Origin of the sequence: Saccharopolyspora hattusasensis (genome assembly GCF_050972075.1) — a bacterium.
Classification (GTDB): Bacteria; Actinomycetota; Actinomycetes; order Mycobacteriales; family Pseudonocardiaceae; genus Saccharopolyspora; species Saccharopolyspora hattusasensis.
This window is the reverse complement of sequence record NZ_JBPCDC010000001.1, coordinates 7726814-7745656: the sequence shown is the minus strand read 5'-3', so window position 1 is coordinate 7745656 and position 18843 is coordinate 7726814. Positions and strand designations below refer to the sequence as shown.

Sequence of the window (18843 nt, the reverse complement as noted above, 5' to 3'; positions counted from 1 at the left end):
AGCGAACTCCGACTGCATGTCCTCATCGGTCTCCGCCCGCGCATCGTCAGCGGACGGCATCGGCATGCCCCCATCCTGCTCCGGACTCGCGACCGCACTGCCAGCCGTTATCGCTGCCCAAATTTCGGACAGCTTCCCCCGAAACGCGTCGACCGACTTCTCGACTGCACCCGATGGCAAATCATGAGACACCGCGCTCAAGTAATCGGCCATCACGTTCAAGAATTCCGGATCGGAATTCAGGGGCCACCCCAACTTCCTAGACGCGTCCTCCAACAAACGGACCTCGTCCTCGTCAGCCAGGTTCCCCAAATTCGATGCGGCCGCATCGCTCAATTCCCGCAGTTTATCCAACGCCACAACGCGAGGGTCAACAGTCGCAACAACGGAAGCCGGCGCACCAGCAGACGAAGGGCCTTCCCCACCAGACGATTCCGCAACGCGCCCCTCGGCAGCCGAAATCTGGCTCTCCGCAGCTGGCCGGAAACTGTAACTGCTCGCATACCCTGCGGTTGCGACCAGATCATCGGTCTTGCCGGGAACTTGTGCCGGACAGCGCTCTGACGTGCGCAGACTGGGCCGAGACCCTTCGGGATCAGGCGATGGGCGATCACTGGCTGTGTCGTCCCGACTACGACTTCCGGCAAGCTGCGAAGAGGCCGAAATCTCCGCCTGCACCGCCTGAATACGCCCCGGCAGCGCCTCCCACTCCTTCCGCATATTCGCCGCCGCCTCCGGTAACGCATGCGACTCCTTCTGCAGAATCCATTTCCACCCCTGCAACGCATCCCACCCCGCCTGCTGAGCCTGAAGCACTTCCAGCGACGCCCGCAACCGCGCAACCCGTAAATCCCGCGCCTTCTGTTCCTTCTGAGCGATGAGCTGCGCTACCCCCGCCTCCAACGCCGCGACCCGCTCACGCAGCAACCTATCAACCTCCTTCTTGCCGACCCTATTCTTCCTCCGCACTGCGGCAGCGGCAGACCTTGCCTTCTCTTCCGCAGTCCTGCTGGTCTGGCTTGGTCCTGGGGTGCCCGCCCACTTGAATACCGGGGCCGGGGGTGCTCCTTCCGGATGACGCGGCACAGCCGAGTCGTTGACCGCCGTCCGCAACTCCGAACCACGCGCTTCCACCTGCCTGCCGCGATAACGGTGGAAGTCGTTGACCGCTGCCCGCAACTCCGAACCAAGCGCACCTACCTCCCTGCCACGTTCACGGAGGGACCAATAGCCGGTTCCTTTGTTATTGTCAAACACCGGAACTATACGACCATCCTGCGTCACAGCCGTTTCCGTAGCGTGAATCAAACCATCATCGGTGTGCCACACGTCGGCCTCGGTCGCCAACATCAACTTCACACCAGACGCGTCCTCGAACCGTTTCGCAAACGAGTCCTCTCCTCCCGGCGGCTGCCGCAACGCACCACAACCCAAAAGAGCCACCGGCACACCCGGCACAAAACGCCCGTCCCCCAGCACCCGCGCCGCGAAGTCCTCAGGTGTTTCAAACACGCCATCCGCCAACTCCGCCTGCCCATCCGGCGTCACATGCACACCCACCACCTGCACACCCCGCAAACCGCTGGCCAACTTCACCACGTCGGGATGAACTCCGAACACAACCGGCTCCAGACGCAACCACCGCTCGAGCTTCCGCATCCGCCCCAGGTTCGAGGCAATCAAGCTCAGCTCCTCGGGGGTCCAGTTCCCCTTCCGCGCCATCGCCCTCGCTTGCACGACCCCGGCACGCACATCCGGACGGACATCCGCCGGCAACACCGACAAATGCCCCTCCAACCGCTCAACCAACCCCACGAACTCAACAACCCCAGGCGAGCTGACAACCTCGGCCAACCACCGCTCGCCCTTCCGCATCCCCGCCAGCTTCCAATCAATCCAGGCCCGATCCTCCAGGGTCCAGCTCCCCTGCCGCGCCATCGCCTTCGCTTTCACAACCCCGGCACGCACATCCAGAAGGACATCCGCCGGCAACACCGACAAATGCCCCTCCAACCGCTCAACCAACCCCTCCAACTCAACAACCCCAGGCGACCTGACAACCTCACTCAACCACCGCTCGAGCTCCCGTATCCCCGCCAGCTTCGAATCAATCCGGGCCCGATCCGCCCGGATCCAGCTCCCCGTCTTCGCCATCGCCCACGCTTCCTCAACCTGCTCATGCAAATCCCGACGGAAATCCGCCGGCAACACCGACAAATGCCCCTCCACACGCCCAACCAACCCCACCAACTCAACAACCCCAGCCGGCGGCTCCCGATCCGCACCCCCGTTTCCCCTGGCCGTTGCGCCGCTCCCCATATCGTCGTTCGCAATCGCGGCCAACTCCGCCTCCAGGGCCGCGATACTCCCCTCCACCTCCGCCCACTCCGGCCCCCGAACCGCAACCGACTCCACCAACTCCGCCCGCCGAGTCCTGAACGTCGCCAGCGACGCATTCGCCTTCCTGCGGGCCCTTTTCTTCTTCTCCTTTTCCGCATTCTTTGCCTTCCGCTCCGCCTCCAGTTTCGCAATCGCGGGCAACTTCGCTTGCACCTCCGCGATACGCCCCTCCAACTCCGCCAACTCCTCCCCCCGAGTCTCAGTCTCATCACGCGCCGTCAACACCTCCAACTTCGCCTGCCGAGCCATGAGCTCCCTCAGCGACTTACTCTCCTGCGCCCACTCATCCTTATAGCGGTCCTCGAACTTACGCATTCGTGCGACCCCCTGGTTGCGCATCCGCTCATGGTCGTGCAGCACCTCCAACGCCGCCGCTTCCTCCCGCTGCAACGCCTCCCACCGACGCCGGGACTCCTTAGCGAACTCCGGCAACGTATCCGGATCCAACTGCAGAACCTCCTTAAACCCCGGCAACTCCTCCAATTTAGCTCGGCCAGCCCGAGCCGCCGCCAGCGACGCCCCCGCATCCGCCTGCCCCCTCTTCTTGCGGTCCCTATACCTCCTCATTATTTCCAAATTATTTTCCTTCCGGGCCTGCTCCTCGTTCGCAATCGTGGCCAACTCATTCCGCACCTCCTCGATACTCGCATCCAACTCCTCCAACTCCGCCCTCTGATCCGTATCCAGCACCGTCGACTCCGCCAACTCCGCCCTCTGATCCGTAAGCTTTTCCAGCAACTCCTTCCCACCATCGACCAGCTCATTCTTTTTCCTCTTCGTGCGTTCGTACCTCCTCTTCTGCGATGCCAGATTCCTTGCCTTCCGGTCCGCCTCCTTTTGCTCCACCGCGGCCACATTCGCCTGCACCTCGGCGATACGCCCCGGCAACGCATTCCACTCCTCCGTCTGCTCCGCGTCCAGCTCCGGCAACGCCTTTAATTCCGCCTGCCGAGTCGTGAGCTGCTCCAGCAACGCCCGCCCATCCGCAACCAGGGCAGTCTCCTCCGCTTTCTTGCGATGCCGCTGCTCCCTCCGTCTTGCATTCCTTTCCTCGTTTTCCGCAGTCTTGCTGGGTCCTGGTGTGCCCGCCCACTTGAATACCGGGGCCGGGGGTGCTCCTTCCGGATGACGCGGCACGGCCGAGTCGTTGACCGCCGTCCGCAACTCCGAACCACGCGCTTCCACCTGCCTGCCGCGATAACGGTGGAAGTCGTTGACCGCTGCCCGCAACTCCGAACCAAGCGCACCTACCTCCCTGCCACGTTCACGGAGGGACCAATAGCCGGTTCCTTTGTTATTGTCAAACACCGGAACTATACGACCATCCTGCGTCACAGCCGTTTCCGTAGCGTGAATCAAACCATCATCGGTGTGCCACACGTCGGCCTCGGTCGCCAACATCAACTTCACACCAGACGCGTCCTCGAACCGTTTCGCAAACGAGTCCTCTCCTCCCGGCGGCTGCCGCAACGCACCACAACCCAAAAGAGCCACCGGCACACCCGGCACAAAACGCCCGTCCCCCAGCACCCGCGCCGCGAAGTCCTCAGGTGTTTCAAACACGCCATCCGCCAACTCCGCCTGCCCATCACCCGGCGTCACATGCACACCCACCACCTGCACACCCCGCAAACCGCTGGCCAACTTCACCACGTCGGGATGAACTCCGAACACAACCGGCTCCAGACGCAACCACCGCTCGAGCTTCCGCATCCGCCCCAGGTTCGAGGCAATCAAGCTCAGCTCCTCGGGGGTCCAGTTCCCCTTCCGCGCCATCGCCCTCGCTTGCACGACCCCGGCACGCACATCCGGACGGACATCCGCCGGCAACACCGACAAATGCCCCTCCAACCGCTCAACCAACCCCACGAACTCAACAACCCCAGGTGAGCTGACAACCTCGGCCAACCACCGCTCGCCCTTCCGCATCCCCGCCAGCTTCCAATCAATCCAGGCCCGATCCTCCAGGGTCCAGCTCCCCTGCCGCGCCATCGCCTTCGCTTTCACAACCCCGGCACGCACATCCGGACGGAAATCCGCCGGCAACACCGACAAATGCCCCTCCGCACGCCCGACCAACCCCTCCAACTCAACAACCCCAGGCGACCTGACAACCTCACTCAACCACCGCTCGAGCTCCCGTATCCCCGCCAGCTTCGAATCAATCCGGGCCCGATCCGCCCGGATCCAGCTCCCCGTCTTCGCCATCGCCCACGCTTCCTCAACCTGCTCATGCAAATCCCGACGGAAATCCGCCGGCAACACCGACAAATGCCCCTCCACACGCCCAACCAACCCCACCAACTCAACAACCCCAGCCGGCGGCTCCCGATCCGCACCCCCGTTTCCCCTGGCCGTTGCGCCGCTCCCCATATCGTCGTTCGCAATCGCGGCCAACTCCGCCTCCAGGGCCGCGATACTCCCCTCCACCTCCGCCCACTCCGGCCCCCGAACCGCAACCGACTCCACCAACTCCGCCCGCCGAGTCCTGAACGTCGCCAGCGACGCATTCGCCTTCCTGCGGGCCTTGTTCTTCTTCTCCTTTTCCGCATTCTTTGCCTTCCGCTCCGCCTCCAGTTTCGCAATCGCGGGCAACTTCGCTTGCACCTCCGCGATACGCCCCGGCAACCCCGCCAACTCCGCCAACTCCTCCCCCCGAGTCTCAGTCTCATCACGCGCCGTCAACACCTCCAACTTCGCCTGCCGAGCCATGAGCTCCCTCAGCGACTTACTCTCCTGCGCCCACTCATCCTTATAGCGGTCCTCGACCTTACGCATTCGTGCGACCCCCTGGTTGCGCATCCGCTCATGGTCGTGCAGCACCTCCAACGCCGCCGCTTCCTCCCGCTGCAACGCCTCCCACCGACGCCGGGACTCCTTATCGAACTCCGGCAACGTATCCGGATCCAACTGCAGAACCTCCTTAAACCCCGGCAACTCCTCCAACTCAGCTCGGCCAGCCCGAGCCGCCGCCAGCGACGCCTCCGCATCCGCCAGACCCCTCTTCTTGCGGGCCCTTTGGTTCCTCATACTTTCCGCATGCCTTTCCTTCCGATCCTGCTCCTCGTTCGCAATCGTGGCCAACTCATTCCGCACCTCCTCGATACTCGCATCCAACTCCTCCAACTCCGCCCTCTGATCCGTATCCAGCACCGTCAACTCCGCCAACTCCGCCCTCTGAACCATGAGCTCTTCCAGCAACACCTTCCCCCCCTCGACCAGCTCATTCGTGCGTTTGTACCTCCTCTTCTGCGATGCCAGATTCCTTTCCTTCCGGTCCGCCTCCTTTTGCTCCACCGCGGCCACATTCGCCTGTACCTCGGCGATACGCCCCGGCAACGCAAGCCACTCCTCCGCCTGCTCCGCATCCAGCCCCGGCAACGCCTTTAATTCCGCCTGCCGAGTCGTGAGCTGCTCGAGCAACGCCCGCCCATCCGCGACCAGGGCAGCCTGCTTCTCCTTGTCGCGAGCCCACCTCGTCTTCCCTCTTGCATTCCCTTCCTCGTTTTCCGCAGTCTTGCTGGGTCCTGGTGTGCCCGCCCACTTGAATACCGGGGCTGGGGGTGCTCCTTCCGGATGACGCGGCACAGCCGAGTCGTTGACCGCCGTCCGCAACTCCGAACCACGCGCCTCCACCTGCCTGCCGCGATAACGGTGGAAGTCGTTGACCGCCGCCCGCAACTCCGAACCAAGCGCACCTACCTCCCTGCCACCTTCACGGAGGGACCAATAGCCGGTTCCCTTGTTATTGTCAAACACCGGAACTATACGACCATCCTGCGTCACAGCCGTTTCCGTAGCGTGAATCAAACCATCATCGGTGTGCCACACGTCGGCCTCGGTCGCCAACATCAACTTCACACCAGACGCGTCCTCGAACCGTTTCGCAAACGAGTCCTCTCCTCCCGGCTGCCACAACGCACCACAACCCAAAAGAGCCACCGGCACACCCGGCACAAAACGCCCGTCCCCCAGCACCCGCGCCGCGAAGTCCTCAGGTGTTTCAAACACGCCATCCGCCAACTCCGCCTGCCCATCCGGCGTCACATGCACACCCACCACCTGCACACCCCGCAAACCGCTGGCCAACTTCACCACGCCGGGATGAACTCCGAACACAACCGGCTCCAGACGCAACCACCGCTCGAGATCCCGCATCCGCCCCAGCTTCGAGGCAATCAAGCTCAGCTCCTCCGGGGTCCAGTTCCCCTTCCGCGCCATCGCCCTCGCTTGCACGACCCCGGCACGCACATCCGGACGGAAATCCGCCGGCAACACCGACAAATGCCCCTCCAACCGCTCAACCAACCCCACGAACTCAACAACCCCAGGCGAGCTGACAACCTCGGCCAACCACCGCTCGCCCTTCCGCATCCCCGCCAGCTTCCAATCAATCCAGGCCCGATCCTCCGGAGTCCAGCTCCCCTGCCGCGCCATCGCCCTCGCTTTCACAACACCCGCACGCACATCCAGAAGAACACCCGCCGGCAACACCGACAAATGCCCCTCCACACGCCCGACCAACCCCTCCAACTCAACAACCCCGGCCGGCGGCTCCCGATCCGCACCCCCGTTTCCCCTGGCTGCTGCGCCGCTCCCCATATCGTCGTTCGCAATCGCGGCCAACTCCGCCTCCAGGGCCGCGATACTCCCCTGCACCTTCGCCCACTCCGTCCCCTGAACCGCACCCGACTCCACCAACTTCGGCATCCCCGCGAGCTTCGAATCAATCCAGGCCCGATCCGCCGGGGTCCAGCTCCCCTGCCGCGCCATCGCCCACGCTTCCTCAACCTGGCCATGCAAATCCGGACGGACATCCGCCGGCAACACCGACAAATGTTCCTCCACACGCCCGACCAACCCCTCCAACTCCACAACCCCAGGCGACCTGACAACCTCGGCCAACCACCGCTCGAGCTCCCGCATCCCCGCCAGCTTCGAATCAATCCGGGCCCGATCCGCCCGGATCCAGCTCCCCTTCTTCGCCATCGCCCACGCTTCCTCAACCTGCTCATGCAAATCCCGACGGAAATCCGCCGGCAACACCGACAAATGCCCCTCCACACGCCCAACCAACCCCACCAACTCAACAACCCCAGCCGGCGGCTCCCGATCCGCACCCCCGTTTCCCCTGACCGTTGCGCCGCTCCCCATATCCTCGTTCGCAATCGCGGCCAACTCCGCCTCCAGGGCCGCGATACTCCCCTCCACCTCCGCCCACTCCGGCCCCCGAACCACACCCGACTCCACCAACTCCTCCCGCCGAGTCCTGAACGTCGCCAGCAACGCATTCGCCTTCCTGCGGACCTTATTCTTCTTCTCCTTTTCCGCATGATTTGCCTTCCGCTCCGCCTCCAGTTTCGCAATCGCGGGCAACTTCGCTTGCACCTCCGCGATACGCCCCGGCAACCCCGCCAACTCCGCCAACTCCTCCCCCCGAGTCTCAGTCTCATCACGCGCCGTCAACGTCTCCAACTTCGCCTGCCGAGCCATGAGCTCCCTCAGCGACTTACTCTCCTGCGCCCACTCATCCTTATAGCGGTTCATGGACTTACGCTTTTGCGCGTTCTCCTGGTTGTGCATCCGCTCATGGTCGTGCAGCACCTCCAGCGCCGCCGCTTCCTCCCGCTGCAACGCCTCCCACTGACGCCGGGGCTCCTTATAGAAGTCCGGCAACGTATCCGGATCCTCCTGCAGAACCTCCGTAAACCCCGGCAACTCCTCCAACTTAGCTCGGCCAGCCCGAGCCGCCGCCAGCGACGCCAGCGCATCCGCCAGACCCCTCTTCTTGCCGGTCCTATGCCTCCTCACTCTTTCCGCAACCTTTTCCTTCCGATCCTGCTCCTCGTTCGCAATCGTGGCCAACTCATTCCACACCTCCTCGACACTCGCATCGAACTCCTCCAACTCCGCCCTCTGATCCGTATCCAGCACCGCCAACTCCGCCAACACCGCCAACGGCGCCCTCTGAACCATAAGCTCTTCCAGCAACACCTTCCCACCATCGACCAGCTCATTCGTGCGTTTGTACCTCCTCTTCCGCGATGCCGCATTCCTTTCCTTCCGGTCCTGCTCCTCGTTCGCAATCGTGGCCAACTCATTCCGCACCTCCTCGATACTCGCATCCAACTCCTCCAACTCCGCCCTCTGATCCGTATCCAGCACCGTCAACTCCGCCAACACCGCCCTCTGATCCGTAAGCTCTTCCAGCAACACCTTCCTACCCTCGACCAGCTCATTCGTTTCCCTCTTCGTGCGTTCGTACTTCCTCTTCTGCGATGCCGCATTCCTTGCCTTCCGGTCCGCCGCCTTTTGCTCCACCGCGGCCACATTCGCCTGCACCTCGGCGATACGCCCCGGCAACGCAAGCCACTCCTCCGTCTGCTCCGCGTCCAGCTCCGGCAACGCCTTTAATTCCGCCTGCCGAGTCGTGAGCTGCTCCAGCAACGCCCGCCCATCCGCGACCAGGGCAGCCTCCTCCGCTTTCTTGCGATGCCACCGCTCCCTCCGTCTTGCATTCCTTTCCTCGTTTTCCGCAGTCCTGCTGGTCCGGCTTGGTCCTGGGGTGCCCGCCCACTTGAATACCGGGGCTGGGGGTGCTCCTTCCGGATGACGCGGCACAGCCGAGTCGTTGACCGCCGTCCGCAACTCCGAACCACGCGCTTCCACCTGCCTGCCGCGATAACGGTGGAAGTCGTTGACCGCCGCCCGCAACTCCGAACCAAGCGCACCTACCTCGCTGCCACCTTCACGGAGGGACCAATAGCCGGTTCCTTTGTTATTGTCAAACACCGGAACTATACGACCATCCTGCGTCACAGCCGTTTCCGTAGCGTGAATCAAACCATCATCGGTGTGCCACACGTCGGCCTCGGTCGCCAACATCAACTTCACACCAGACGCGTCCTCGAACCGTTTCGCAAACGAGTCCTCTCCTCCCGGCGGCTGCCGCAACGCACCACAACCCAAAAGAGCCACCGGCACACCCGGCACAAAACGCCCGTCCCCCAGCACCCGCGCCGCGAAGTCCTCAGGTGTTTCAAACACGCCATCCGCCAACTTCGCCTGCCCATCCGGCGTCACATGCACACCCACCACCTGCACACCCCGCAAACCGCTGGCCAACTTCACCACGCCGGGATGAACTCCGAACACAACCGGCTCCAGACGCAACCACCGCTCGAGCTTCCGCATCCGCTCCAGTTGCGAATTAATCAAGCTCAGCTCCTCCGGGGTCCAGTTCCCCTTCCGCGCCATCGCCCTCGCTTGCACGACCCCGGCACGCACATCCGGACGGAAATCCGCCGGCAACACCGACAAATGCCCCTCCAACCGCTCAACCAACCCCACGAACTCAACAACCCCAGGCGAGCTGACAACCTCGGCCAACCACCGCTCGCCCTTCCGCATCCCCGCCAGCTTCCAATCAATCCAGGCCCGATCCGCCCGGATCCAGCTCCCCTGCCGCGCCATCGCCTTCGCTTTCACAACACCGGCACGCACATCCAGAAGGACATCCGCCGGCAACACCGACAAATGCCCCTCCAACCGCCCGACCAACCCCTCCAACTCCACGACCCCAGGCGACCTGACAACCTCACTCAACCACCGCTCGAGACCCCGCATCCGCCCCAGCTTCGAGGCAATCAAGCTCAGCTCCTCCGGGGTCCAGCTCCCCTTTTGCGCCATCGCCCTCGCTTGCACGACCCCAGCACGCACATCCGGACGGAAATCCGCCGGCAACACCGACAAATGCCCCTCCACACGCCCAACCAACCCCACCAACTCAACAACCCCAGCCGGCCGAACCCCCTCAGCCGCCACAGCCCCCAGCAAACTCACAGCAGAAGACCCACCAGCAAACGAAGACCCTCCCCCATCAAGCAACGCCGCAGCCTGGCTGCTCTCAGCCGGCGTCTCCCGATCCGCACCCTCGTTTCCTGCGCCGCTCCGCTTACCATCGTTCTCAATCGCGGCCAACTCCGCCTCCACGGCCGCGATACGCCTCTGCACCTCCTCCTCCTGAACCGCATCACGCACCGGCAACGCCTCCAACCCCGCCCGCTGAGCCATAAGCTTCTCCAGCAACGCATTCACCTGATCCCTCTTCTTGCGGGTCCTATACTTCCTCACTCTTTCCGCATGCTTTGCCTTCCGGTCCTGCTCCTTTTGCTCCACCGCGGCCAACTCATTCCGCACCTCCTCGATACTCGCATCCAACTCCTCCAACTCCGCCCTCTGATCCGTATCCAGCACCGCCAACTCCGCCAACTCCGCCAACTTCGCCCTCTGATCCGTAAGCTTTTCCAGCAACTCCTTCCTACCCTCGACCAGCTCATCCTGTTCCCTCTTCGTGCGTTTGTACCTCCTCATCGCCGATGCCGCACCCCTTGCCTTCCGCTCCTGCTCCTTTTGCTCCACCGCGGCCAACTCATTCCGCACCTCCTCGATACTCGCATCCAACTCCTCCAACTCCGCCCTCTGATCCGTATCCAGCACCGCCAACTCCGCCAACTCCGCCCTCTGAACCATAAGCTCTTCCAGCAACACCTTCCGAGCATCGACCAGCTCATTCTTTTTCCTCTTCGTGCGTCCGTACCTCCTCTTCTCCGCTGCCGCATGCCTTGCCTTCCGCACCGCCTCCTTTTGCTCCACCGCGGCCACATTCGCCTGCACCTCGGCGATACGCCCCGGCAACGCAAGCCACTCCTCCGCCTGCTCCGCATCCAGCCCCGGCAACGCCTTTAATTCCGCCTGCCGAGTCGTGAGCTTCTCCAGCAACGCCCGCCCATCCGCAACCAGGGCAGCCTCCTCCGCTTTCTTGCGATGCCGCTGCTCCCTCCGTCTTGCATTCCTTTCCTCGTTTCCCGCAGTCCTGGTCTGGCTTGGTCCTGGGGTGCCCGCCCACTTGAATACCGGGGCTGGGGGTGCTCCTTCCGGATGACGCGGCACAGCCGAGTCGTTGACCGCCGTCCGCAACTCCGAACCACGCGCTTCCACCTGCCTGCCGCGATAACGGTGGAAGTCGTTGACCGCCGCCCGCAACTCCGAACCAAGCGCACCTACCTCGCTGCCACCTTCACGGAGGGACCAATAGCCGGTTCCTTTGTTATTGTCAAACACCGGAACTATACGACCATCCTGCGTCACAGCCGTTTCCGTAGCGTGAATCAAACCATCATCGGTGTGCCATACGTCGGCCTCGGTCGCCAACATCAACTTCACACCAGACGCGTCCTCGAACCGTTTCGCAAACGAGTCCTCTCCTCCCGGCGGCTGCCGCAACGCACCACAACCCAAAAGAGCCACCGGCACACCCGGCACAAAACGCGCGTCCCCCAGCACCCGCGCCGCGAAGTCCTCAGGTGTTTCAAACACGCCATCCGCCAACTTCGCCTGCCCATCCGGCGTCACATGCACACCCACCACCTGCACACCCCGCAAACCGCTGGCCAACTTCACCACGCCGGGATGAACTCCGAACACAACCGGCTCCAGACGCAACCACCGCTCGAGCTTCCGCATCCGCTCCAGTTGCGAATTAATCAAGCTCAGCTCCTCCGGGGTCCAGTTCCCCTTCTTCGCCATCGCCCTCGCTTGCACGACCCCGGCACGCACATCCGGACGGAAATCCGCCGGCAACACCGACAAATGCCCCTCCAACCGCTCAACCAACCCCACGAACTCCACAACCCCAGGCGAGCTGACAACCTCGGCCAACCACCGCTCGCCCTTCCGCATCCCCGCCAGCTTCCAATCAATCCAGGCCCGATCCGCCCGGATCCAGCTCCCCTGCCGCGCCATCGCCTTCGCTTTCACAACACCCGCACGCACATCCAGAAGAACACCCGCCGGCACCATCGACAAATGCCCCTCCAACCGCTCAACCAACCCCTCCAACTCCACAACCCCAGGCGACCTGACAACCTCACTCAACCACCGCTCGAGACCCCGCATCCCCGCCAGCTTCGAATCAATCCGGGCCCGATCCGCCCGGATCCAGCTCCCCGTCTTCGCCATCGCCCACGCTTCCTCAACCTGCTCATGCAAATCCCGACGGAAATCCGCCGGCACCATCGACAAATGCCCCTCCACACGCCCAACCAACCCCACCAACTCAACAACCCCAGCCGGCGGCTCCCGATCCGCACCCCCGTTTCCCCTGGCCGTTGCGCCGCTCCCCATATCGTCGTTCGCAATCGCGGCCAACTCCGCCTCCAGGGCCGCGATACTCCCCTCCACCTCCGCCCACTCCGGCCCCCGAACCACACCCGACTCCACCAACTCCGCCCGCCGAGTCCTGAACGTCGCCAGCGACGTATTCGCCTTCTTGCGGGCCTTACTCCTCTTATCCTTTTCCGCATTCTTTGCCTTCCGCTCCGCCTCCAGTTTCGCAATCGCGGGCAACTTCGCTTGCACCTCCGCGATACGCCCCGGCAACCCCGCCAACTCCGCCAACTCCTCCCCCCGAGTCTCAGTCTCATCACGCGCCGTCAACGTCTCCAACTTCGCCTGCCGAGCCATGAGCTCCCTCAGCGACTTACTCTCCTGCGCCCACTCATCCTTATAGCGGTTCATGGACTTACGCTTTTGCGCGTTCTCCTGGTTGTGCATCCGCTCATGGTCGTGCAGCACCTCCAGCGCCGCCGCTTCCTCCCGCTGCAACGCCTCCCACTGACGCCGGGGCTCCTTATAGAACTCCGGCAACATATCCGGATCCGCCTGCAGAACCCCCGCAAACCCCGGCAACTCCTCCAACTCAGCTCGGCCAGCCCGAGCCGCCGCCAGCGACGCCCGCGCATCCGCAACCACCCGCTTCCTCCTTTCCTCGGAGCTTTTCTGATCAGCTGCATGCTTTGCCTTCTTGGCCGTCCGGTCGTCCGCGATCTTCTTCAGTTCCGCCTGCGCATCCTGTACCTCCCGCTGCAACTCCCCCCGCTGCCTCGGATTAGCCGCATCCGACTCCTGCGACGCCGCCACCGAATACTGACCAGAGTTAGCCCGCTCCAAAAACGCCTCCAACTCCGCAACCCGCGCAGCCTCCTCCGCTTTCTCGCGAGCCCTCCTCGCCCTCTCTCTTGCATTCCTTTCCTCGTTTCCCGCAGTCCTGCTGGTCTGGCTTGGTCCTGGGGTGCCCGCCCACCTGAACACCGGGGCCGGGGGTGCCCCTTCCGGATCAGTCGGCACAGCCGAGTCGTTGACCGCCGTCCGCAACTCCGAACCATGCGCCTCGAACTCGCCATCGCGAGAATGGAGGTACCACTGGCCGGTTCCCTTTCCATTGTCAAACACCGGAAACATACGACCATCCTGCGTCGGTTCCCGGTTCGCGTTCTCTTGGCGCAGCAACCGAACAGCATCGGCAGCTTCGTTTGGATCCCCATCGCGGCCGGTCACCCCGCCCGGCGACCCCGGATGCCCCCCGGACACACCACTGCCGGAGCCCACGACAGACCCGGACAAGACAGCCTTCGGCCGCGCGGCATCCGCAGGCACATCAACGGCCGATGCCTCGAGCCTCAGACGCTGCAGTCGCTCCAGGAACTGCTGCGCATCCCCTATCCGATCCTCCTGACCTGCATTCGTCAGCAGCCGATGCGCGATCGCATCCCACAATTGATGATCATCAGCCTGTATTCCCCCGAAGTGCCGGTAGACCTCACCGACCACATCATGATTTTGATCGGGCAGAACGAGCAGCCGCGCTAACGTGCCGCCTGCTTTCTCGAAAACCTTCTGCAATTCCCGGTTCGCGTTCTCTTGGCGCAGCAACCGAACAGCATCGGCAGCTTCGTTTGCCCGGCTGCGGATCGCGGTGGGGTCCAAAAACCCCCTTAGATCCAACCACTCCGCGATCTTGGGTTCATATTCGTCCCGCCGGTCAGTGTTTGTCTCCGCTTCCGCCAAAACCTGCCGCAGAGACCCCACCGCATCTTGCAAATCGCGGATCACAAAAACGGTGCCGCCCCAGGGCTCAGATCTGTAAAATCGCTTCCCCAAAGTGTCGTGGCTGTATTTCCCGCGACGCAGGTCCTCAAGTGCCGCATTTCGCAGCACCTCGTTGACAGCATCGTCTTGCAACCCACTCAGCGCCTTGCCAATCGTCAGGCGGAGGTTATACATCAGCTGGCCTCTAGATCTTATGTTTTCAGGCAACGGCCCCATCCCGGCGAAAAGCAAGTTGTCGGCCGTATCCGGGTCCGCACCGCCGGTCAAGTCACCAGCCAGGTAACGGGCCAGTTCCCACCGCAACTGCCGCAACTGCGGATCATCCTGCGGGTTCGTCATCAACTGCTGCACCTGCTGATCATCCCGCAGGTTATTCCGCCTCATCAGCAACTCGTGTGCCATCACATCCCGGAAGGGCTCCGACTCCTTAAGAGGCCCCAAGACCTGGTCCGCCTGATCATACAAAAGGTCCACAGCATCTTGATCTTCGGTGCGGGTCCACTGCCGCAACTCCTGACCAACATCCTCGAACTTATGCTGTATCGAGCTAATCCGGGAAATAACGTCCAGCGCTGGATCATCAGCGACCCCGCGCACCATCGGGGCATCAGCCTCCGCCGGGTTCGCAGCACGATCTTCCTGCCAACGCGCCTCTTCCGCTTTCGCGTTCTCGAACTCGTCGAGAGTCAAACCACTGACCGCCACGCCAAGGTCAGGGTCACCGGCCAGGTAACCGGCCATTATCCCGCGCACCGCCTGAGCACCACGACGGTCACCCGGATGCTCACCCAACCACTGCGCCAGCACAGTCCGGAACCGCAACGACACCCTTAGCGGCCCCAAGACCATGTCCGCATCAGCCAACAACCTGTCCACAGCATCACGACCCACGATCCCGGCCCACTTATCCAACCGCGTCGCGTCCCGCTCGTACCACTCATCCCAGTTCCGCACCGTCGTCAACTTATGTAGTTTTCGCTCGAACTTCCGGGTTTCCTCGCGATCCCCCGGATAACGCAGCATGTGGTGCGCCATCACATCCCGGAGACCGTCATGGCCCCCAAAAGATTCCATGTGCGGCTTCACTGCATCGATCAGTTGGTCTACTGGTAGCTCCTGCTGGCGCATGCTGTCCAGCCCAGCGTTCGCGTTAGTGATCAACGCACTCAGCTCGGCCGCCGCAGAAGGCTCCTCGGACCGCCCCGCTATCTGATCAGACCGACCAGCAGGCGAAGGCCCTCCCGCGCCCAACCGCGCAGCCCGCGACTTACGCTGTTGTCTCTCCCTCCATTTACGAGTGCGTTCCGCGCCCCGGGCACGCACTCGCTGATCCTTCGTCTTAAGCCCGTCGAGCACCGCCTGCCACCGCGCGATACGCCCCTGCAGCTCCTCCCCCCGCGTCCGCGAACCTGCATCCGCCTCGTCCCGCCCTAGCGACGCCTCCAACGAAGCCTGTTCATCCTTAAGCGGCTTCAGCAAATCCTCCATCTCCGCAATCTTCGTACGCCGTTTCGCAGTTGCAGTCTCGGCCCGATGCCGGTGTCCCTCCACATTGCGCGGTACGGCAGCCGACGAAGATCCCGACGGACCGCCGTCCGCGGTGTGACCCTCCGGCCCGGCTCCGGCGTGGATGACCGGTTTGCTGCGCCGCGTACCCAGCCAGTCCGCCAGTGCCCGGGAAAACTTCACCACCTGGTCCCGGTGATCCTTGCCGAGGTCGTGGTACTTGGCCGCGACCAGCGCCACCACATCCTCCAGCGGCACGACAGCATCCCCACGAGCCAACCCCGCGACGTCATGCGCGAGCCACACAATCTGCGCCGCCGCGTCCTTTTCGTCGCTGGACAAGCCCAGCTCCCTCGCCCGGGCGATCGCGCCGACCAGTTCCTCCTGCGTCCACTGCCCGACCGGTATCCGACTGGTATCCCGTACCATGCCCGCCCCGGCATCGGGCGTGGTCGCCGCGGGCTGTACCTCCCCAGCCACCGACCTCTCCTGGACAGACCCCGTCCCGGTAGCCGGTGCCTTACCCCGGGCCACCGTCTTGTCACCGGAGGCCGGGACCGTTGCCGAGGCCTCCGCCAGACCGGCCACGCCCCCACTCCGCCCGCCGGTCAGTACCGCGGCACCACGCCCGGCCAGCGGCGTGGCCGATCCATCCGCAGCGAACACCATGAACCGCGGCTCGCGCCCGGCCTGTCCCGGCGTCGTCATCGCGACAACGTTGCGGCCCATATGCTTCGCCAGTGCCGACCCCTGATCCGGTGTCACCACCACACCCGCGTTCCGGTCGCTGTCGGACACCAGCAGCACAGGCCCGCCCGGGGAATCCGCGACACGGTCCGGCATGAACTCCGCCAACCCGCCACCAGCGACCATCTCCGCGGTCACCGGCACCCGCACCGTGTCCGCCGGCAAGCCCACCGGCACCGCCGCCGGATCCCGATGCAGAGACGGCGCCGCCGGCGACCCCTGCCCCGGCAGCGTCGCCGAATCCGGCGACACCACCGCCTCATCCTGGCGATGCGCACCCCCACGCCCCGCAACCGAGTCCACACCGGGATCCCCATCGCGGCCGGTCACCCCACCCGGCGACCCCGGATGCCCCCCGGCCACACCACTGCGGGAATCCGCAGCAAACCCGGACCCGACAGCCTCCGGACGCGAGGGATCCCCAGGCACACCACCGGGGCCCACGACAGACCCAGACCCGACAGTCCCCGGACGCGGGGCATCCGCGGGTACATCAGACGCATGCGGGGTCACCGTCGGGGAGTCCGGTGTCTTCGAGGCAGACACCGCCAGCGGCCGCTTCCCGGGCACGGCCTGATCGCCACCGGGACCCGGACTGTACGGCGGTGGCGGTGTGCCCGGCCGGTCCGGGTCAACACCCGGTACCCCACCGGAATATGCCGGTGGTGGTGTGCCCGGCCGGTGCTGCCCGGCACCGGGCACCACCGGAACATCACCGGTCGCGTCCCCGCGCGGCACACCGCCATCGGCACCCCGCTTACCGTCCGTACCGTCCGTGCCGTCCGTGCCGTCCTTACCGTTCTTACCGTCTGTGCCGCCCACAACAACGGCAGACACCACAGCGGAACCGGGCACCACCAGGCCATCACCAGAAGACACCGACACCGCAGCCGAATCCACCGACCTGGTATCCGAGAACACAGAGTCCACATCAGACACACTCGAGGAATCCGAGCCGGCCCCGGAATCCGAGCCGGCCCAGCGATCCGATCGCGAGGCATCCGAGGAATCGGAGGCATCGGATGGGATGAACGTGCTGTCGTCCTTGTCTGGGGTGCCAGGGATATCCCCTGTCTGCGACCCGGACCCTGCCCCCGGCAGCGGGGCCTTTTCCCCACCGGACCCGCCACCATCGTCGCTGCCGTCCCCGCCCCCGCCGGTGCTCTCGAGGTATGGGCTCGGGCCTTCCGGGTGCAGCTTGCCCCGCAACGCCAAACCCGCCAGGTTGCCCACACCGCTGAACACCGTCTCGAACAAACCCGCCGTCAAACTAAACGGGTTCCAGGTCACCTCCTGGCCCGTGGCCGCCAAATATCCCGCCTCCCCGAAAAACTCCGACAACGCGTTCTCCAACGCCTCCCCCACGCTATGCCCGAACCGCGCCAGCCACATCGCCCCCACCGACATCCCCGCATAGTCATCCAGGCTCTTGCCCACCGCGTCCGCGAACTTCGCCATCGCCGATACCGGATACAACTCCGCGTGCTCGGCCACCGCTTTCTTCGCCGCCGCCTCCAGGATCGCCGCGTCCACGTCATCGCCCAGGCCCTTCACCAGCACCTTCGTCAACGCGTTGCTGACCAGACCGCCCACCGCCGACATCGGCAGCGCCACCAACGCCGAGAACGCCCCCATCCCCGCCGCCTGCTCGGTCAGCGTCCCATCCCACTTCTCAGCCGATTTCTCACCCAGCATCTGCACCTGGGCCTGCAGATCCGGCACCACGTTGAAGACCACACCACCAGCCGCCATCATCGCCAACCGCATGAACAACTGCCTCCACCAGCTCGTCAACAAAAACCGCATCACCGCCATCCGCGCCGCCAGCCACGCCAGCGTCGCGCCAGCGGTCGCCCCCGCAAACTGCATCGCCCACGCCATCTCCACCGCCAGCAATTGCAAACCATAAATCGTCACCAGCTTCAGATACCGCACCTGCTGCGACGTCTTCCGCACGAACGCCGCTAAATCCAGTAACCCCGCCTGGCCCGAGGACAACAATCCATCAAAAATCCCCAACCCGTCCGCGAACCGGTCCGCCGCTTTCCCCGAAAACTCCGTCCGCACCTTCCCCACCAGCTCCGCCACCAACGCCCGCACCTCGCCCAGCTCCGCCGCACCGGACTCCAACACGTCCGCCACCGCGAACAACACACCCTCATCCGCATCCGTCATATCCTCACCGGTCAACACCTGAAAAAGCCGCCGCACCCCCTCCGGCACCATGATCGACGAAAACAT

Annotated in this window: 1 protein-coding gene (running past one end of the window); it reads right to left on the bottom strand. The window is 64.1% G+C overall.

What is annotated here, in order from left to right:
- Positions 1–18843 carry the 5' portion of a DUF8616 domain-containing protein gene (locus ACRXBZ_RS36650; protein ID WP_433882985.1) on the bottom strand. The gene continues 9339 nt to the left of window position 1, outside the view, so the window shows 18843 of its 28182 coding nt (coding positions 1–18843); it begins with the start codon at positions 18841–18843; its stop codon lies off the left edge, out of view.